Annotated in this window: 7 protein-coding genes; all 7 read left to right on the top strand. The window is 47.6% G+C overall.

The window, feature by feature from the left end:
* Positions 1 to 120: 120 nt before the first annotated feature.
* The 7 genes from UCH003_RS09135 to UCH003_RS09105 all read left to right on the top strand — a co-directional run bounded on the left by UCH003_RS09135 (position 121) and on the right by UCH003_RS09105 (position 22602).
* The gene (locus tag UCH003_RS09135; RefSeq protein WP_060826277.1) at positions 121 to 2481 is read left to right on the top strand and encodes a MotA/TolQ/ExbB proton channel family protein; all 2361 of its coding nucleotides are present in this window, start codon (positions 121 to 123) and stop codon (positions 2479 to 2481) included.
* A 15-nt stretch (positions 2482 to 2496) separates the two neighbouring features.
* Positions 2497 to 3120, top strand: a complete 624-nt coding sequence (locus UCH003_RS09130; protein ID WP_060826276.1) for a hypothetical protein — start codon at positions 2497 to 2499, stop codon at positions 3118 to 3120.
* Positions 3117 to 4511: a TolC family protein gene (locus UCH003_RS09125; protein WP_060826275.1), complete on the top strand. Its 1395-nt coding sequence runs from the start codon at positions 3117 to 3119 to the stop codon at positions 4509 to 4511. The genes UCH003_RS09130 and UCH003_RS09125 overlap by 4 nt, the downstream gene beginning before the upstream one ends.
* A 25-nt stretch (positions 4512 to 4536) precedes the next feature.
* Entirely contained in the window at positions 4537 to 4812 is a 276-nt protein-coding gene (locus UCH003_RS09120) for a hypothetical protein (RefSeq protein WP_060826274.1), read from the top strand.
* Positions 4802 to 6586 (top strand): tetratricopeptide repeat protein, encoded by a 1785-nt coding sequence (locus UCH003_RS09115; RefSeq protein ID WP_060826273.1) that lies wholly within the window; start codon positions 4802 to 4804, stop codon positions 6584 to 6586. Before UCH003_RS09120 ends, UCH003_RS09115 begins: the two co-directional genes overlap by 11 nt.
* An 82-nt stretch (positions 6587 to 6668) precedes the next feature.
* A complete protein-coding gene (locus tag UCH003_RS09110) occupies positions 6669 to 7634 on the top strand; it encodes a hypothetical protein (RefSeq protein ID WP_060826272.1) in 966 nt (321 codons plus the stop codon).
* Positions 7635 to 7944: 310 nt separating this feature from the next.
* Positions 7945 to 22602, top strand: a complete 14658-nt coding sequence (locus tag UCH003_RS09105; protein WP_060826271.1) for a beta strand repeat-containing protein — start codon at positions 7945 to 7947, stop codon at positions 22600 to 22602.
* Positions 22603 to 22612 lie beyond the last annotated feature (10 nt).

The raw sequence follows: 22612 nt of genomic DNA, 5'->3' as shown, positions 1-22612 counted from the left end.
GGTTACAAAGAATTTTTTTGTCATTTTGTAAAGGTACTTTAAGCATTACTATACGAAAGAATTGATAAAATCGCCGAGGGTTCTATAATAAATTTAAAAAAAAGGGTAACACTTAACACGATGAAACGAATCAAAGTTTTAAAAGCATATTTAATCATTTGGCTTTTCATTCTCTATGTTGTGTATACCAACGCCGAGTTACTCGGTATCTTTTTTATGGCGACCGTTATCTTTAGTACGGCCATTTTAGGTTTATTGGCGGTAGGAACACTCTATCAGATCGTCAGCGGCTTTCACATTATGATGCTCGGCGGAACGTTCGGCGCACTCGCGTATAAGAAAACGGGCTATGAATTTTACATTCGCAGTATCGATTCTCTTTTACCCGCCAATATCGCGCATATGCTTCAAAGCAGAAAAAGCAAGCAAACGATGTTTTTTACGCAAGAGGAGTCGCGAAATATTATCGATTGGTTGGAAGGAAAATTTCGCCAACAAAAATCGTATATCAATTTTTTCATCAATACCGCGATGCTTATCGGTCTTTTGGGAACGTTCGTCGGATTGGTCGAAGCCATCGACCATATGGGACAGATTATTTTAGGGCTTAACGGTGACATCGACATTAAGCAGATTATGCAAGATTTTTCGGGTCCGCTCTCCGGTATGGCGATCGGTTTTGGAGCTTCGTTATTCGGCGTCGTATGTGCGGTCATTTTGGGTATTAACGGCTATATTTTATTTCGTTCGCAAGATACGCTGATTAGCGGTATTGAAGATTGGTTAAAAGATCGTATTATCGACGTTGCGCCCGAAGCGTTTAACGGATCGGCGGTTTCGAGTGCCAATCTTCCCGAGCATCGAAAAAGCTTTATGGAAGTTTTTTTAGAGCAGATGAGTACGTTTACGCACGAAATTTCAAAATTTTCAAAATCCAACGAAAAGCTTCACGGCATATCCGAAACGCTTACGTCCATGAAACACTCGATAGAATCGCAACACGAAACGCTCGGTACGATCGTTTCCTTGCATCGTATGCATCAAAATGAGGTCAATCGTATCGCGGAAGCGTGGGCGCAACGGGATGAAAACGCACTCAAACGACGGGAAGAAAACCATAGCGAAATGACCTCTTTGTTAAACCGTCAAGGAGAATTCGTACGCCAAGGCAACGAGCTACTCGAACACGCAAAACAGACTTTAGAGGAGATGTCGCAACAGCTCCATACGCAAGGCGATACGCTCGTATCGTTGGTTGATGCGGAAGGTAAAATCATCGAGGGACAAAAAGCGTTTTTAACACACCATGAACATGTAGCGCGCCAAAGCGGCGAAACTTTAAGCACGATCAATACCGGCGTCGTACGCGTCCATGAAGCGGTGTTTGCACAGCACGAAACCCTAAAAGCGATGGGAGAACACGCGATACAAGAGGATCAAAACGCGCATATCCGTCATGAAACCTTGGTGCAGTCCATCGGTGCTCTTCACGAGACGCTCGGGCAAGAGGTCGATATGCTCTCGTCGATGGCAAACGTTAGGGATGCAAACTTCCTCAGTTTAACATCGTTGTTGGATCAAACGTCGGAAAAACTTTCCGCAATCAACGCTAACATTGCCAATAACGCCGCGATGTTAAGCGCGCAGGAACTGTCGCAAAAAGAGTATTTTTCAAGCAGTCTTCAAGAGAATCAAAAACTTTACGAAGCCTTTGAGCGTCTTCACGAAACCTTACATGTCGAAATTCAAACGATCGAAAATTTAAGGACGATTGAAGAGACGATGCACCTCGATCATCAGAAAAACGCTCTTGAAGGGCTTGAGATTCTGCGGGTTGTTTCGGCGACGATCAACCAAACCGAGCAAGCCTTAAACACGCTATTGGGTTTAGAGCAAACGCTGATGCTCGAAGCCAAAGAGGCGGCGGCGTCGACGCATAGTGCCATAGGCGGTATCGATCGCAGTTTAGGAGCTCATCGACACGCGTTAGAGTCGATTTTAGAGTCGCAAAAGAGCTTGGCTACTACTTATAGCACAGTGCACGAAGAAGAACATGGAACGCTTCAACGTATTCGCGACTCCCTTATCGAAGAGACGCAAGTCGTTAAAGAGGTCTTGCATACGACGCAAGCTTACGCCAATCGCTATGAAACGCATGCCCTCTCGCAAGCGCAAGCGTTAACGCACTTGGACGAACGTATCGCAAAAGCGACGGACATAAGCGTGGAACACGCCGCACAGCGAAAAGAGTTCGAAACGACGTATTTTAGACATACGGAAGATGAACATGTCAAGATCATTGCGGCATTGGACGCTAAAATCACGTCGACGCAAGCCCATCTAGAAAGCATGGCGCAATCGTTAAAAGCTATTGAAGAAAAAGTGTTTGCGTTTGATAGCAGTAAAATGGAACATGCGGCGAGTTTGTCGGAAGACATTAAAGGATTTTTTGCATCTTTTTTCGGTAAACATTCTAAATAGGAGCAGTGATTTTTCATGGCAGGCGGTAGCGAACACGGTGAAATGAATCCTTTTATCTCTTACGTGGATCTTTTTTCGTCGGTGATTTTAGTCCTTTTACTTTTTGTGTTAATTATGTTTGTAAACGTCGGATATTACATGCAGTTTAATTCCAAACAGGTCACGGTTGCCGCCGCGGCTTCTTCCGATACTTCTTCAAAGCAAGAAGAAAATCCAGTGACGTTCGTAACTTTGCAAGACGTTACGAAAGCGACGACGCAAAGCACGCAAGAAACGGGCGAAAACACTTTAACTAAAAGTACCGAAAAAACGGCTATCGTCGATTATAAAGAGTCCGATTTGACGATTGTTTTTAAAAATAATGACTATTTCGTCGCTAAAGACGCTATTGCAAAGCTGACCAAAACAATGGAAAAAATCCTCAAATCCAATCCTAACGCTTTATTTGTGCTTTCGGTCGGGGATTCGAAAAAGATTTTAAGTGCGACGCAGGCAAAGCAAGTTTCCCTCGGACGCGTTCTTGCCACAAAAAATACGTTAGAAGCGACACCGGCATTTAAAAATAAAATTAAGATCAGTTATAAACAAAACGAAAGTAATAACTTCGAGTTCGGATATTTAAAGGTTGACGTCAAATGAATGCTAACGCCATCAAAGCTCTACTATTAGGATGGATTTTTTTTACTTACGGATGGGCTACGGAGCCTTTGGAAACGACTTCGCAACCGCTGCAAGAATCGTTAAAAAAGACGCAATCTCAAAGCATGCTTTTAGAGGAAGAGCCAAAAGAACAACCGCTTTTGGTCGAAGGGGATAAAGCCACGCTCAAGCAAGCAGTCGCCGTTGCGATCGAGCGTAACTTTCGGGTAAAACAAGCCCAAGAGCGCATTACGCAAGCGGAAAGTTCCACCGCCGAGGCCCAAAGTGACCTTAAACCGCAAGTCGATTTTATTGCTACTGGAACCGGCAAGGAGACCAAAGGATTTGATACGCAACAATACGGGCAGATCAAAGGCGACGTTGCGGTTAATTATAATTTATACTCCTCGGGGATGCACGTCGAAACGATCGAGCGCACGAAAATTACGAAAAAAGAGCAAGAAGAGCGTTTAAGAGGCACTAAAGAAGAAGAGATCGTTAAAGTGATTGATGCTTATTTGAGCGTCGTATACGGACGTTTATCGATCGAAGTCAACCAAAATAATTACGATAAGCTTTTAAAGATTTTAGAGATCGTCAAAACCAAACGGGAATTGGGTGCGGCGACGGCCGGGGATGAAAATTCTATCTTGGCAAGTGTTTCCAATGCCAAAACCGCACTGATCAATACCGAATCCAATTACAACAATGCCAAAGATTATTACGAATTTTTAATCGGATCAAAAATTGAAGAGATGGCACCTTTTGAGACGGAGTTCGAAATCGTCTTGCAGCCGCTTGAAAAACTCTTGGCACAGATTGAAAAAGAGAATGTCGACCTCGCCATTATCGAGAAGCAAATTGAGGGTAAGCAAAAAGACGTCACGGTGACAAAGGCCTCCAACGGTCCTAAAGTCGATCTTGCCATCAGTAACTCCAAACGGGCGCGCCAAGATTACAGTATTGTTCCGACGGATGGGCATAACAGAGATTTTACCGCCGAATTGATCTTTAGTTACAATCTTTACGACGGCGGCAAAAATGAAGCAAAAACGGCAAAACTTTTAAGCGAAATTTCCGGACTTGTTTACAACTTGGAATACACGAAAAAAGACACAAGGTGGAATTCGCAAAAATTGTTTAATTCGGTGCAAACCAATTCACGCACCATCGATACGCTCAAAGTGGAGATCGAAGCGAGCAAAAAGATGGCAGAGGCGTATTGGGAGAAGTTTAGACTTTCCAGTCAGGATTTGGTTACGCTATTACAAGCGCAACGACAAGTCAACAGTGCCGAATTGGCGAAACTGACCAGCGAAAAAACACGTTTAACGGACTATTTCAACCTTCTGATGAAACAAGGTAAGTTGGTTGATTATTTCGGTTTATAATCTATATCCTCAAGGGAGTACGTCTATGAAACGGATCGTAACGTTTGCACTGTTTTTAGGAATCGCGGCGTTTGCTTCTTCAGAGATGAACGTCCTGGCAAAGCAAGAAGAGGACGATATTAAAAAAAAGGTGTTGTTTCAGGGTAAAGAGTACTATGAAAAACATCTGATGCAAAAAAACGAAGAGCAGGGAAAAAACCAAAATACGCTCAAAGATAAAAAAATTTATAAAAAAGAAGACGGTACGATCGATACGTTTAAAACGATTAACGATACAAAAAAGGAGAAGAGTGCCAACTGAAAATGCGAGCCTTTTTCTCATTGAATCGGGCGATCTTTTTTTACGCGATAACCAACTTGAATCAGCACTTGCGTGTTATACGAAAGCACAATGTTTTGCTCCGAACGCTTCGCTCATGAGACGTTTGTATAACAATTTGGGCGTGACGTATAAACGCTTGGGGCGTTTGCAAGAAGCCAAAAAGACCTTTTTGCAAGGTATTACGCTCGATGCGTCGCACGGCTCTTTTTATTCGAATTTGGGTGCTATTTACGCCCTGCAAGGCAATACCGACCAAGCCGTCGTTTATTTAGAAAAAGCTTTACGCTTACATGTCAAACTTGCAGACGCGTTAAAATTGATGGAGCTTTATTCCCATGCTAATCGTATCCGACACGCTTTAGGCTTAGGCGAAGAGCTCTTACGACGTTTCCCCGATCAATACGACGTTCATGTCGCTTTGGGTAATGTTTATGCATTACTCAAACAGTTTGATAAAGCCCTGCCTTATTATGAAAAAGCCGTTTCGTTAGCACCCCAAAAAACGCAAGCTCTGAATAATCTGGGCATTGCTTATAAAGAGTTGGGGCTTAACGAAAAAGCTTTGGCGGCATATCAAAAGGTCATCGAACTCCATCCAAACGATTCTGCTGTCTATAATAACTTGGGCAATTTACTCCGTCAAACGGGTGCTTTTGAGCAGGCATTTGAGGCCTTAAGCCGTTCCATAAAACTCAATCCCTCGTATGCGGATGCCTACAGCAACGTCGGGGCTTTATTTAAAGAGCAAAAAATGTACGATAAAGCCGAACCGTATTATCGAAAAGCGTTGCAGATGGAACCGAACCACATCAACGCAAATTTCGATACGGCGTTGCTTGCTTTGGTCAAAGGCGACTACGAAGAGGGCTGGAGACGCTACGAATACCGTTTGGCGATGAAAGAGCTTTTGGCAAAAACCCATGCGTACAAGACACCGTTATGGAAAGGCGAACCTTTAAAAGACAAGACGATCGTCTTGCAAAACGAACAAGGATTCGGCGATAATATCATGTTTATTCGGTATGCTCAGAAATTCTTGGAAGCAGGCGCTCATGTGATCGTCAGGACGCGTCCGGATCTGGTGCGGCTCTTTCAAACGGCGGATGCGCGCCTTGAAGTGATCGACGAAGAGTCTTCTTCCATTCCGGCGCATGATTTTTATCTGCCGCTATTGTGTTCGGCACAACGTTTTGCGACGACCTTGGAAACAATTCCTCAAGAATTTCCGTATCTTTTTGTGCCCAAATCCAAAATCGACGTGGCGTTAAGCCCCGATCGTATGAAAATCGGCATTGTTTGGAGTTCCAGTCCGACCAATAAGGATTTTAAAAACAAACATATCGGTTTGAACGCGTATCGCTCGTGGTTTGGGTTGGAAGGGATACAGTGGATTTCTTTACATGTAGGCGATGAGGCAAAGGATATTGCCGGGGAAGGATTAAGTGATACGATTGTCGATATTTCCCCTGTTTTAAGCGATTTTTACGAAACGGCGAAAGTGATGATGCATTTGGACCTTGTAATTACGACGGATACAGCGGTGGCTCATTTGTGCGGAGCTTTAAACATACCCGTTTGGGTCTTGACGCCTAAACCTGCCGATTGGCGATGGATGCAAGAGGGCGATACGACGCCGTGGTATCAAAGCGTTAAAGTATTTAGGCAAACGGTTTCGGGTGATTGGAGCGTGCCGATTGCGGCGGTATTTAGAGCATTGGAAACGATGTTAAAGACGGCAGAAAAGAGCGTCTAAATGCGGTTTTTTCTCCCACGACCATCAAAAAATGCATCGTGTGTAAACGATAATTTAACAAGCGATAGAAGGTAGGTAAATCATGTTTGGAATGATCTTGAAATTTCAGGCCTTTATGGAACGGTTGAAGAAGCGAAAAGCGTTGTGGTTTAGTACGCTCATTACGCTTTCGGTATTAGGCATTATCGGCACGCTTTATTATTTAAATTCGATGACGAATAGGGCGACGAAAAATTTATACGAGGCAACCAATAGCAGTTACTTCCACGAATTGGATATGAAAATTGCCGATACAATGTTGAATCTAGAGATTGTCGGTGATATGCTTTTAGCCAATCCCGATTTTGTAGCCGCAATTAATGCCCAAGGTGATCCGAACGCGATTGCCGCAAAGCTCAACGCGATGAGCGGAAGCCTTAAAAAGATCGATCAAAACGGCATTGTTTTGGAGCTCTACTCCAAAGAAGCGGTTAAAATCAGCTCTTCATCGCGCACGCCGGTTTTAAATGCGCAACCTTACGATTCGCTCGGACTTCAGAAAGTCTTGGCCAATAATCAGCCTTTCAGCGGCATCGAATACCAAGACGGGCAGGTTTTCCTCCATGCTCTTTATCCTCTTCAAAACGGTGTTTTGGAAGTGAAGAAATCATTGGATTTTCTGTTTGACGTTTATAAAAGTAGCGGTAAGATTTTTCAAGTCCTTATGGAACGCGATTTGATGGATATGAAAAAATTGCAGGAGTTTAAATACCAAAAAGTAGGCAACTTTGAGATTAGCGTACAATCACATGTCGACGCCGATTTTCTCGAGCAGTTATCCGGTATTGATTTCGAACAGCTCATCGCCGGTAAATACATCATTAAAGACGACTATTTTATTCTCGCCAAACCGATTTTGAATGCCGACAATAAACGCGTCGGTCTCTTTATTATCGGTGAAAATACGCAAAAAGAAAATAGCCTTCCGAAAATGACGAAAAAAATTTCTACGGGCTTAACGACGGCGGCATTGGGGTTAGTCGTTGCGTTGCTCGTTTTAATGATTTAAATAAGCGTTTTACACCTTTAAAATCGCATTAAAAGGAAGACTTTAAATCTCCCTTTTAATGCGAAAACCCTCCTTTAAGCATAAGATTACAAATATGTGACTATAATAGATTCATTATACGTGTTTGATGGCGTTCTTGCAAAACGGCAAGAATTTTGACACGTCTTTGAAGCACGGCTTCGAAGACCATGTTAATACGAGGCTCTCTTTGGCAGAGTGTCCGTGCGCCTTGAGTGCTTTTACTTCTTGCAAAACGTGTTTTGTAAGAAGTCTATTTGCTTCGTAAGAGACGTTTTGCAGGAGATTTGATATGTCTAATGCCCCGGAAGTGATCTACAGTAAAAGTACGATTAGTCTAAAATCGTTACCCGCCAAAGGTGAAAATCTTAATCTCTTTTTGCGTCCCGGCGACGAGTTATCCTTAGCACTCGATTTGTCTAAAGCAAAATTTCAAGTCGTCGGCGGCGATATTATCGCAACGCTTCCAAACGGCGGACAATTGACGTTCGTCTCTTTGGGTATGATGGCATTTGAAAACAACGCTCCGGTTATCAAACTCCCTAACGGTACTTTTTTAGCACTAGATCAAATCCTCGATACGATCACGGACGTCGGTCAAGCTCCGAAAGATGCGGTTTTGGTTTCCGGAAACGTCTCTTTGGAGACACAAGAACAACCGATTGAACACGAACAAAAAGCAAAAACGCAAGATGCTCCCGTTAACGATTATAATGCCTATTACGTCGATCCGGAACTCCCAAAACGCCTTGACGACGTCGCTTCAAAAGACGAGTCCGGCAAATACCTTCAAGAAAGTCTCCCCGAATTTACGAGCAACGAAACGGCAAAAGAGGATTTAACGAACAAGTACAGCTCGTCCGAAGAAAAAACAAAAGACAACGTTGCCGACGTTTCGGCCGCCTTATCGTTTGACGTAGGATTTTATCAAATTAAGGGCAGTGAGTCGACCGCCGACAGCGTGACAACCGTTTTAGGCGGAACGGGAAGCGCACTCGGCAATGTCAGCAAGCTGGCGGCGGCGCAGTTTGAACCCGAAACGCTTGATTATCGCAACAGTGCTTATTCGACCGTGATTACGGCAGATAATCCGGCTTTTGTGAACGAAACGTATCTCACCAAGCTTGTGCGCTTGAACGTTTCTCAGCCGATAGGTTTTACGATTACGAGTATTGCGATTAACGGACTGACAAGCGGCGGTTTTGAAATTTTAAATTCCGATTTTAGTTCTGCGGGCAATGCCAGCGGAGGATGGACGCTCAGTGCCGGAACGGGCTTTTCTTCAACATTGAGCGACGGCGGTGAAACGATAGAGTTTTATATTCGCTATTACCCTAATTCGTCGGGGATAACGTTAAATTTTGATAATCTCATGCAAGTTGCTTTGACGTCAGAGTTTAACATGTCAAACGTACCGGATGAAAAACAAGGCGACGTGATTGTCCCTGATTTAACCAAATTAACCGCATACAAAGACATCGGGGTTATCGTCAAAGAAGTCGACAGCGTATCGGATTATACGTATACGGGCAAACATTCGACGGGATTTGTTCTTGATACCACACCGAATGAAAACATCGTTTATACTTCCAAATTGGATTCTACGGTGACGGGAGGATTGTCGAACGATACGATGTACGGGAGTATCGGTAACGATACGCTAGAAGGCAGTAACGGCAACGATACCTTAAGCGGAGGTGCGGGGGTCAATACGCTGATCGGCGGAAGCGGCATCGATACGGCGGATTATTCGTTTATGACAAAATACAGCGACGACTTTTTATTTGCCAACGACGGGCACATCGATCCCGTAACGGGAGTGGCATATGCCAACGATTCTAAGGGCGTGATCGTTGATTTGCAAGCGGGAACGGCGAGCGGAAAAACGGTTTACGACGCAACGTCGGACGTTTTGACCGGCGAAGAGTCGCGCACGATCAGCGATCATTTATCGGGCATCGAATACGTCGTCGGTTCCAAATACGACGATACGATTCGAGGTGATGCCAACGCCAATAAATTAAGCGGCGGCGAAGGTAACGATACGCTTGAGGGTAGAGACGGAAAAGATTGGCTTGAAGGCGGTGCGGGTAATGACTGGTTGATCGGCAGTACGGACGATTATATGATCGACGGCGGCGACAATACCGATACGGCGGATTTTTCCAATAATTCAAACGGGCTGATTATTACCCTTAACGATTCGGCGAACGGATCTTTAGGCAATATCGGCGGTACCAGTGCTACGACGATTATTAAGAATGTCGAGAACGTTGCGGGAACGCAATACAAAGATAGTATTTCCGGCGATACGGCGGACAACCTTCTCATCGGTGGATACGATCATAGCGCAACGGCCGTGACGGCGAACGACGACACGATCACGGGCGGTTCGGGCGCGGACACGATCGTCGGCGATATGATGATCGATACGGTGATCGCGACGCCTCTTTATGCGGGTAACGATGTTTTGGGCGGCGGGAGCGATAACGATACGATTTACGGCGATTCGGCTCCGATTCTTAGCAATGCGGAAGTTGAGGTTGCGGCGGATCAAAGCGTCGAATATATCCGCAATACGGACGACGACAGCACTTTGGCGACGATTTACGGCGGTAACGATACGCTTAAAGGCGGCGGCGGAGACGATTATCTCAACGGCGGAAGCGGTTGGGACACCGTGGATTACAGTGCTTCCGCAGCGGCGGTTATTGTTAATTTGTCGTCCAATTATGCCATGGGTGAAGGCTACGATCAATTATTCAATATCGAAAATATCGTAGGTTCAAACTCGGCATCGGGCGATACTTTGATCGGTAATGCGCTTGCCAACACGATTATCGGCTCAAAAAGCGGTGCGGACACTTTAAGCGGTATGGACGGATTGGATACGCTAAACGGCTTAGGCGGAAAAGATTGGGCGGATTACAGCTATGTTTCCGGCACAACGGGCGTTAACGTCGATTTAACGGCGGGAACGGCATACGTATCGGCAACGGACAGCGATACGTTGATTGCGATTGAAAACGTCATCGGTTCTTCCAAAGCCGACACGCTTTCCGGTGGATCGGGCAATAGCGTTAATACGCTTATGGGCGGATTGGGAAACGATATTTTTTACGGTTACGGAGACGGAGACCTATTGGACGGCGGCTCAGGGTCCGATACCGCCGATTACATGTATGCCGAGGGACGCATCGTCGTGACCTTGGACGGAAGTAATTCCGACACGTTGATGAACATCGAAAACGTTTACGGGGCTTCGGATAAAGATACGCTGATCGGTAATAGCGACGCCAATATTCTCGACGGTCGAGCCGATGCGGATACGCTAAGCGGTATGGGCGGTGCGGATACGCTGATCGGCGGAGCCGGCGACGATACGCTGATCGGCGGAGCCGGCAACGATACGCTCTGGGGCGGAACGGATGCCACACACGATAGCGGTATCGATACCGCCGATTACAGCGGTTCTTCTTCGATTTATGCCGATTTGGCAAACGGAACGGTCAACGACGGTTTGGGCGGTATCGATACGCTAGCCGGTATCGAAGTGATCCTAGGTTCCGGATATAACGATGTTATGATCGGTTCCGGTAATGCCGATACGTTGATCGGCAACGGCGGAAACGACACGTTTTTTGCCAGCGGCGGCGGAGATAGCTATTACGGCGGTGTTTTTGGAAGTTCGAGCGACGGTAACGTCAAAGACCGTTTAAGCTATGCGGATGTGTACCACGACGTGATAGATTCAAAAACCGTTGATCATATCGTGGTCGATCTTTCACATGTAGGAACCAATGCCACGATTTTAGATGCGAGCAATGCGGTTATTTCGACCGATTCGCTTTATGCAATCGAAGAGATTGTCGCTACCGACGGAAACGATACGCTAAGAGGCGGTGCCGGGTCGCAACAGACGTTTTACGGAGGAGCCGGAGACGATACGCTGAGCGGTAATACCGACGGCGACTATCTCGACGGTGAAGGCGGCACGAATTTAGCCGATTATACGGCACAAAGTAGTAATTTGGTCGTTAACTTGACGTCCGCAGGCAACAACGTATATCTTTCCGGTAGTATGCCGACGTCGAGTAACTCGGATACACTTGCCAATATTAATAATATCGCTACAGGTAGCGGTGCCGATACGATTATCGGAAACGGCAACGACAATATCGTTCGTGCGGGTGTAGGTGCCGACACGCTTAGCGGTGGAGCCGGAGACGATACGCTCTACGGTGAAGCAGGGAACGATACCTTAAGCGGCGGAGAGGGAAACGATACGCTGATCGGAGGTATGAGTACCTCGGTCGATAGCGGAATCGATACGGCAGATTACAGTGCAACGTCTTATTACGGCGTTACGGTTGATTTGCAAAACGGTAACGCAACCGGAGCAACGATCGGAACGGATAAACTTTACGGTATCGAAAATGTTTTAGGTTCGGCACAGTCCGATACGTTGATCGGTGCTTCGGGAACCCTCAATACCTTAAGCGGACTTGGCGGTAACGACACGCTTTACGGTAACCTTGAGGGCGATTATCTCGACGGCGGTAGCGGAACGAACACTGCCGATTACTCTTCCGAAACAGCGTCTATCGTCGCAAACTTGACGACGGGAAGAGCTTATTTTACGTCCTCTTCATCCTACGATGCGCTTGTTTCGATACAAAACGTTTTAAGCGGAAGCGGCAACGATACCTTAATCGGACTTTCAGGAACCCTCAATACGCTAAACGGTAACGACGGCGACGATACGCTAAGCGGTAATCTAGACGGTGATTCGCTCATCGGAGGAGATGGAAGCGATACACTCGATTACACGACGGCAAATGCTGCTTTGACGGTTGATCTAGGAACGCAAACACTCTTTAAAAGCGCGTCAAGCTCTGCTAAAGATTATTATTCCGAGGCTGAAGTGATCGTGACGGGCACATACAACGATAGCTTTACCTTGAGCACCTCTACGGATACCGCAGCTATGACGCTTGACGGCGGGGCGGGTGTCGATACCTTAGATTACGGAACACTTTACGATGCGATTAACGTCTCGTTAAATGCCGCGACGTATACGACGGTTACGATAGGAAGCAGCGGCGGTAACGACGATCTGATACGAAATATCGAAAATATTTTCGGTTCCAAAGCCGCAGATACGATCCTCGGAGATAGTTTAACCAATACATTGATGGGAAATGAGGGAAGCGATACCCTAGACGGCGGATTGGGCAGTGATGTGCTTTACGGCGGGGCCGATAACGACATGTTGATCGGTACCTTAGACGGTGCGAACGATTTTTACTACGGCGATGCCGGAGTCGATACGATCGATTATAGTTCCAATACCAACAATATGACATTGATCGGCGGTACGAATGTGACGGATAACGCCGGAAGTAGCGGTATCGGAACGGATATTTTGACGACGATTGAAGTTTTTAGCTCGGGAAGCGGTGCGGATACGCTAAGCGGCGGTACGGCTTCGGTAACGATCTACGGAAATTTAGGTGCCGATACGATCACGGGCGGAACGCTTGCCGACGTACTTTACGGCGATAATGCCCTAAATTCGCACGGCATATCGGACGGACACAATACGCTCATCGGCGGTGCCGGAAACGATACGTTGTATGCCGGAGACGGAGGCGATAGTTTACGCGGCGATGCCGGAAACGATACGCTTTACGGCGGAGCGGGCGTCGATACGCTCGATTATATCACGAACGGTATTGCGATTACGGCACTGTTAAATACGGGGAATATCTACGGCGACGGTTCGGACGTCGTGGATACGGCGACGATTGAAATTTTACGTTCGGGTATCGGTGCCGATACGATTAGCGGTGCGGATACAGGGGTCTTGAGTAAAATTTATTCCGGCGGCGGTTCGGATGTCGTGAACGGCGGTGCTTTAGCGGAAACGCTTTACGGTGAAGCCGGAAACGATACTCTAAGAGGCGGCGGCGGTATCGATACGCTTTTTGGCGGTGAAGGAAACGACACGCTTTTTGGTGCCTTAGACGGAGATGTTCTTCACGGCGATAACGGAAGCGGCAATATCGGAACGAACGATGTTTTAGACATGTCGGACATTGCAACGGGCACCGATCTTCAAATTGACATGTCGGCCGGAACGATTAGTGTAGCGGGAAGTAGCCTGAGTACGTTTGACGAGATTGAACATATTACCGGCGGTGGCGGAAACGATACGCTGTGGGGTGATGCGGGAGCCAATACCCTTAAAGGCGGTGCCGGAAACGATACGATTTACACCAGTGCCGGTATCGATTTTATCGACGGTGGGACAGGCAGTGCCGATACGGTTGATTTCAGCGCGATCTCTTCGACGTCTATCATCGTCAATTTAGCGACTTTACAGATCGGTAACGACGGTTACGGCAATATCGAAACGATTCAAAATATTGAGAATATTAACGGCGGCGGTGCCGGCGATACCCTATACGGCGACGGTATGTCCAATACGATTTACGGTAACGCGGGAGCAGATAATATCAAAGGCGGCGACGGTAACGACGTTTTATACGGCGATGACGTTACCAACTCACATGTAGCGTCCGCGGATACGCTTAACGGTGAAGCCGGAGCCGATACGCTTTACGGAAGTAGCGGAAACGACACTTTAGACGGCGGTTTGGACGACGACTTACTCGACGGCAAAGAGGGTTCGGATCTTTTTTACGGCGGCGGCGGAAACGACACGTTCAGTGATAGCGGTACGACGGGTATTGATACGGTCAGCTATGCGACATCGACCAAACGCGTGGTTGCTTTTGTCGATAGCGACGGTTTGATCGAAGTGACCGACGGTACGCTAAGCGGAAGCGTCGCTACGCCGACGGTCATCGGAAGTACGGCTTCCAACGTCGGTACCGACACGATCGTAAGCGGTATCGAAGCGTATATCGGTAGTAGTTATGCCGACAATTTCTTTTCAACGACGCTCAATTCAACGCTCACGACGCGACCGAGCGATACCTTAATCATTAACGGCGGCGGCGGGAACGATACGATATACGGCGGAACAAATGCCGATACGCTAAGCGGCGACGATAACGACGATACGATAAGCGGTTTTGCCGGAGCAGATATTTTGACGGGCGGCAACGGCTGGGATACGGTGAGTTACGTTTACGACGTTGCGGGCGTTAAAGTGAATTTGGCTTCGGGTCTCAATGCCTACGGACAAGCTTCGGGAAGCGCGACCGATAGTTGGGGTACGACCGATACGCTTAGTTCGTTTGAACGTGTTTTGGGTTCAAGCTACGCCGATACGATCACGGGAAACAGCGGCTCGGACGATTTACGCGGTAATGCGGGAGATGATTGGTTTGTAATGACCTCCGGCAACGATACGATTTACGGCGGCGAGACGACTGAAACGCTCGGTGATACGATTGATTATTTTTACGCGACGAGTTCGGGCGTAAATGTTGATTTATCGACATACAGCTCGGTAGGAACGGATTTTGGGACCGATCTTATTTACGAAATCGAGAATGTTTCGGGCTCTTTGTTTGCCGATACGGTAACAGGCGACGGATATGCCAATAGGTTGATCGGACGTAGCGGAAACGATACGCTCATTGCCGGTGCCGGTGCCGACGTTCTTTACGGTGATGATAATAGCGCAACAAGCATCGACGGTACGGAGACGGGCAACGATTCGTTATTAGGCGAAGCGGGCAACGATACGCTTTACGGTGGACTCGGTGACGATAGCTTATGGGGCGGGGCAGATAACGATACGCTATACGGTGGAAGCGGAGCGGATTACCTCAACGGTGGTAGTGGTATCAATACGATGCAAGGAAACGACGGCGACGATCTTTTTTACCTTGCCGATGCAACCGCAACCAATACGGTTACGGGCGGGAATAATACGGATACGCTTGATTTTAGTGCGGCGACATCTTCCGTGACGGTCGATATTTCAAATTCGACCTCTTCACAAACAAGCGGCGGCGGAGGAACGCTTCGTTTAACGGATGCGATCGAAAACGTGACCGGAGGCGATTCTGGCGATACGATTACGGGAAATTCTCTTGTCAACGTTATCAGCGGCGGTAACGGTGCGGATACGATTTACGGCGGACTCGGGGGCGATACGATTTACGGCGGTGCGGGAAATGATCGTATTTACGCCGATACGCTTTCAGGCTCGATCACCGATACGTCCATTAATACGATTTACGGCGGCGAGGGAAGCGACCTCATTTGGGGAAGCTTGGGTGCGGATGTAATTTACGGTGACGATAACGGTTCTTACGGGACGACGAGCAACGATACGATTTATGCGATTAGCGGATCGGACGGGAGCGATTATATCAACGGGGGACAAGGCGTTAGCGATAGAGTCGATTATTCGGCGATTAGCAATTCCTACGCGATCAACGTAACGCTAAACGGTTCAACGAACGCGACGGTAACAATTAGCGGCGGTGATAACGATACGATCGTTAATATTGAAGATTTTATCGGCGGGCTTGGAAATGATACGATTCGCGGCGATGACGCCGATAACTATTTAAGCGGAAGCGGCGGCGACGACACACTTTTCGGCGGTAGCGGTAACGATGTTTTAGACGATCGCACAGGCATCAATACGTTTGCCGGTGGAGCGGGAAACGATACGATTATCGGAACGGGAAATGCCGCGAACAGTTGGATCGATTATTCGATCGACGGCATTAATGAGGGAGCGTATACCGATTTGAGCGATACGCTGGCACAACATATTTCGAATAGCCGCGGTAACGACGTTATTACCGCTATCGATCATATGACGGGAACAAATTATGCCGATACGTTTTACGGCAACGCGAACGTCAATACGATTGAAGGCGGTGCGGGTAACGATCGTATCGAAGGTTACGGCGGTAACGACGTTTTAGACGGCGGGGATGGTGAAGATACGGTTCGATACTATTACGAAAATAAAATCAACGTTACGCTTGCCGAAGGCAATGTCGATACGACGGTTCAAATCTATAACGGCTCTAGCTTCGGGGCTTCCGGCTATGTCGATACGATTCGTAATTTTGAAAATATCGAAGGCTCTAATAGTACCAACTCAACACTCAACGGCGATACGATTTCGGGTAATAGTTCGAATAACAGTATTTGGGGTTATGCCGGAAACGACTCACTCTACGGCGGCGGCGGCGATGATTATATCGACGGAGGATCGGATAACGATACGATCGCCGGAGGGGACGGAGCCGACGTGATCTACGGAGGTAACGGAAACGACGTAATTCGCGCAAATGCAACGAGTTATACGGGAGTGAATACGGGAGATCATGATCACGATACCGTTTACGGCGGTTCGGGACAAGATTTTATTTACGGCGCGATGGACGGCGATACGCTTTACGGTAACGACGCATCGACGGTTGACGGTTCGGACTGGTTGCGCTATAACGAATACGCAGGCGGTGTTATCGTCGACTTGGCTGCCAATACCGCACGAGATGCCTCTAATGCCGCACTAACCGATACGATTTACGGCTTTACCCATGTCTTGGCAAGCAGTGCTTACGACAATACCGTTTACGGCAATACCGCCAATAACTCGGTTACGTTTGGATCCGGAGACGATGTCTATTATGCCAGCAATCTTTCCAGTAACGCAAGTGCTAATTACGGTAGCGATATCGTTGACATGTCAAGCGGTAGCGATGCGCTTTATTTTTATATCGCCGAATTGACTTCCGGCGATACGATCAATGCGGGTGCGGATACCGATACACTGTACTTTCGCGATGCGGGAACGCTTAGCAATACGCAATTTTCCAATATCTCCAATCTTGAAATCATTCAGCTCTCCTCATCAGGCAACAATGTATCGAATTTGGATAAAAACGACGTAACGATCATCGGCGGTACGGGAGCCGATACGTTTAACTATTCGCTGAGTGCCTTCGACGCGCACGATATTTTAGACGGTGGAGACGGTGTCGATACCTTAAACTTTTTAAGCGCGGGAACGCTCACGACGGCGATGCTAGGTTCTATATCGCATATCGAAAAAATCCAACTCTACAACGGCACCAATACGGTAACCGTTGACATCAGTACGATAAGCGGTGCGACGCTTTTGGGCGGAAGCGGAGCCGACACCTTTAACTATTCGATTTCCAATCTTTCGAGTGCCGACATCATCGACGGCGGCGGCGGGGTGGACAGCGTGGTGTTTTTGGATGCCGGAACGATAAGCGATGCACAGTTTGCCAACCTAAGTGCTATCGAAAAAGTACAACTGTACGCCGGAACGAATACGTTTACGATCGGTGCCAACGAGAGCCGTCTTTCCGGAGTGAGCTTAATCGGCGGAACGGGCGTGGATACGTTCGTGTATACTTCCGCGGCGTTAGCCGATGCAACACCCAATGCGAGCATCATCGGAGCAAGCGGTAACGACGTGCTTTCGTTGAGCGGTTCGACGCCGGTGGTCGACGCCAATCTTTCAACCTTTAGCGGGCTTTCTACTCTGGATCTTAATGCCTATACCGGTTTGATTACGCTAGGCGCGTATGCTACGGCGATGGGGCTTTCGACGATTAACGCGACGTCCAATACGAATGCACTCGTTATAGATGCCTCGTCGATGAGCAGTGCCGTGACCATGAATACCGGAAGCGGTTTAGATACCCTCAAAGGCGGAAGCGGAGCCGATGTCTTTAACATTACGGCCGCCAAAGCTTCCATCGTCGGTAACGGCGGTAACGATACTTTAAATATCAATGCGGCGATAACGCAAAATGCTTCCGTCATTGCAAGCATTGAGACGATCAACATCAATGCCGATACCTCGATAACGGGTGACATGTCAACTTCGACGTTAAGCATCGCTAGCGGAAAAACGTTGAGTATGAATACGGCGTCGATAACAGGCGATACGATGAGTATAGTCAACAGCGGAACCGTCGTTTTAAACGCTACCGACGGGCAAACGCTAAGCGGCGTCACCTTGACGGGAAGCGGTATTTTAAAAGTCAATTCCGACGATGACGGCTCGATCGTCGATCTGAGCGGCATGAACGTTTCGGGATATAGCGGAGCGATAACGATTAGCGGAGGAGACGGTATCGATACGATCGTCGGTACGTCAAAAGCCGATACGATTTACGGCGGTGAAGGCGATGACGTGATCACGGGCGGAAGCGGTACGGATCGAATGGACGGACAAGAGGGTAGCGATACGTATGTGTTCACTTCAAGTTCGGATATTGCTTCCGATATTATTTCCGATACCGGTAGTAGCGGCACGGATATGGTGTGGGTGAACGTCTCGGGTGACCAAAATCTCTCGACGCTTTCGGTGAGCGGCATCGAGGGGTTGAAATTTTACCAAGGCGGTACGTCGCAAACATTAACGATTTCCAAAGCGCAAGCGACATTATATACCGACTTTATCGGATACGCTAGCGCAAGCGATACGCTTAACGTTACGGGCATTACGAGTAGCCTTGATATGAACAGTTCCAAAACGTATACGAATATTTCCAAAATCGTGATGACGGGTAGCGGATCTACGGCAATGACGCTTGTCGGTGCTCAAAGCGTTTCCAATGCGATCACGGGCGGAAGCGGTGCGGATACGTTGATCGCGGGACACCAAACCGATAGCCTTTACGGCGGTCTAGGTAACGATACGTATCAATTTGCCAGTGCGTACTTGAACAGTTCGGATATCGTAAGCGATAGTAGCGGCACGGCGGATATTTTACAGATTACCGATAGCGGAGCGACGATTAGCGATGCAATGTTGACCAATATTACGGGTGTCGAAATCTTAAAACTCTCCGGCGGCAGCAACAATGTGAGCTTAGGCAACGAAGCGTATAACGGCGGCAGCGGTTTGACAACCGTCGATCTGTCTTCCGGAGGTACCAATGCCGTTAATAATAGTGCAATCGCAAATTTAAGCCTTATCGGAGGGAGCGGCACAGATACGTTAAATATCAGCGGCGGAGTCGCTTTAAATGCAAGCACTATTAGCAATGTCGAAGCGATTAACGTTACAAGCGGAAGCAGTTCACTGAGCGGGGTGTTTTCAGGTTCTCCGATCATCACGATTGCCTCGGGTGCGAGCCTTAGCGGTTCTGGAAGCTCGATGAGCGGCAAAACGTTTACGATCAACGGTACGCTTAACGCAACGAATGTGAATGCAATGTCTCTTGCATCGACCAGTTTGAACAGCGGCGGTCTTTTAAGCCTTGTCTTAGCCGCGGGGGGAACGCTTGATGCAAGCGTTGCAGGTTTTAGTAAAGATAGCGGTGGAGCGTTAAAAATCTACGGTAGCACGGGAAGTGAAACGGTCACGATCGGTACGTCAAGTTTCGGCACAAATACTAACGATACGATTAGTGATTCTTCAGGTTCTACGGATACGCTCGTCGTTACGGGTAACGGTGCGCTTGATTTTACGAAAATAGCAGGGATGGAAGTCGTCGATTTGACCAATTATGCATATAGCGGTGCATTAACAACCAGTGTCGGTACGAGCGAGACGGTTAAAATAGACTCGGCATATACGTCTATTAATCTCGGCAGTTCTGCCAACGATCAATTATACATCACGGCCAATACGGTTGATCTTTCGAGTTCGGCGTTAAGCGGTATTGAAAGTTTTTATGTGGCAAGCGGTGCGACATTGATAGTACAAGCAAGCGAAGTATCCGGTAAAAGCGTTACGGGCGGAGGTTCGGTGACGCTTATCGTGGGTAGCGACTCTGCCGCAGACCTTTCCGGTGTGACACTCAGCGGAACGAAAACGCTTGAATTTAAAGCCGATGCAACGTTTTCGGGTATTTTAGGAACAATATCGAGCGTCTCCGTAGATAGCGGCATAACGGCTACCGTAACCGCAGAAACGCTCAACGGAAAAACGCTCAGTATCATAGGAAACGGTTCGCTTGATATTACGGCAAGTTCGACGGCCGCGTCTAACAATTTTTCGGGACTCACCAACAGTATTAGCGGTACCGTAACGCTGAACGTCACGACTGCGTTGGATCTTTCCGGCGTAACGATCGGTACGGTGTTGGATACCGTCAATACGAGTGCGGCATTGACGCTTTCGGGAACACAAGCCAATACTCTTAGTGCTTATGAAGGTAGCGGTAATATCGTGATTAACTCCGGAACGGCAAGCGTCGATCTTTCGATAAAAAACGTGACGGGTTATAGCGGTACGTTTACGATCAACGACGGAACGGGAACCCAAACGCTCAGCGGTACCGCGAATGCCGATACGTTTAATTTGGATAATGCTTCCGCGAGCGTTGTTGCCGGTAACGGAAACGATACGATCACGATTCTCTCTACGATGGCTTCCTCTCCGAGCGGAATGATTGACGGCGGCGGAGGGACGGGCGATGTTCTTACGATTGCCGCAAGCGGTTTAAACATCAATGCTTCCCATATCACCAATGTTGAAACAATCAACGTTAACGCTTCAACGACAATGAGCGGAACCCTAAGCACCGATAGCGTCGTTATCGCCGATGGGATAATCTTAAGTGCCGATGCCTCGGTCGTGAGCGGTGAGACGATCAGCGGTAACGGAACCCTAAGCGTCACGAATTTGGATGCAACGCTCAATGCGGATTTTTCATCAATCGCCGCAAGTACGATCTTACATGTAGACTGGAGCGGAACGGGAACGTATAGCGGAAATCTAACCCATGTCGATGTTCTTAGCATCTCAAGCGGAACGATGAGCGTAACGGACGATATCGTATCAGGACATACGGTATCGGGAAGCGGCTCGTTGATCGTCGAAGTCGGAAGCGATACGGCATTTACGTGGTCTTCTATCGCCGATACGCTCACGACCACCTTGGCATTTACGGGCGGAACGTCGTACACGCAAAGCATAAGCAACGTCGATGCAATCACCTTAGCAAGCGGCGTGAGCGTTGATATTTCGGGTGCGACGATCGATAGCGATACAACATCGGTGAGCGGTTCTAGCGGTAATGAATCGTTGACGCTTAAGAGTAGCTTTTTAGATACTCTCACAAGTATCGATCTTGGAAACGGTTCCGATACGCTAAGCGTGACGGGAACGAGTACGCTTAATGCGGCGGATTTTGGCAAAATAAGCCATGTCGAAACGCTGAATCTTACCGATTATACGGGCTCGGCGGATTTAACGGATACCAGCGGTATTACGCAGTTAAATACGGGCTCAAACGTCAATACGATAACGATCGATTACGCGATGAATATTAACGATACGGGCGGAAGCGATACGCTTTATACGACCTCTACGATGGATTTAAGTACTCAAACGATGGTTGGAATTGAAACGTTGAATGTTGCAAATACAACGACGACGACCTTAGACTACAATGATCTTAGCGTCGGAGGCGGCGATATTGCGACGTTGGAGGGAAGCGGTAGCGTTGCGATTCATGGAACTACGTCGATGGATATTCAATCCTTAAGCGTTGACGCATTGGGTAACGATCAATTAGGCATCACGGGAACGGCGAGCGACGATCATCTTGTATTGGATTTTTCGCAATTGGACGAGATTTCGTTTAACGGTAACGGCGGTAACGATACGGTCGCGATCAACGGTATTGCCGGCGGAAGTACGCTAAACGACACGACGGCGTTTAACCATATTGAAACGTTGGATCTTTCGTCGTTATCTTCCGCAACGGCGTCCATTAGCTTTGATATGCTTTATTCGCTTGCGCAAACATCAAGCGTTGATACCGATTCTAATACCTCAACGTATGAGATCAACCTCAACGTAGACGATGTAAATTATGCGAATCTTTCGATTACGTCCTCGTCGAATTTTACGGTTGACGGAGGTACCGCATCGACTTCATGGGCTCTGAGCGATCATAGTTCGTCGTATGAGATTAGTGACGGAATCAATACGTTTTTGTTACATGTCAGTTAAAAAGGATCGG

Source organism: Sulfurospirillum cavolei (assembly GCF_001548055.1).
GTDB lineage: Bacteria > Campylobacterota > Campylobacteria > Campylobacterales > Sulfurospirillaceae > Sulfurospirillum.
Note: the sequence above shows the minus strand (reverse complement) of the source record. Positions and strands in the feature narration are given on the sequence as shown.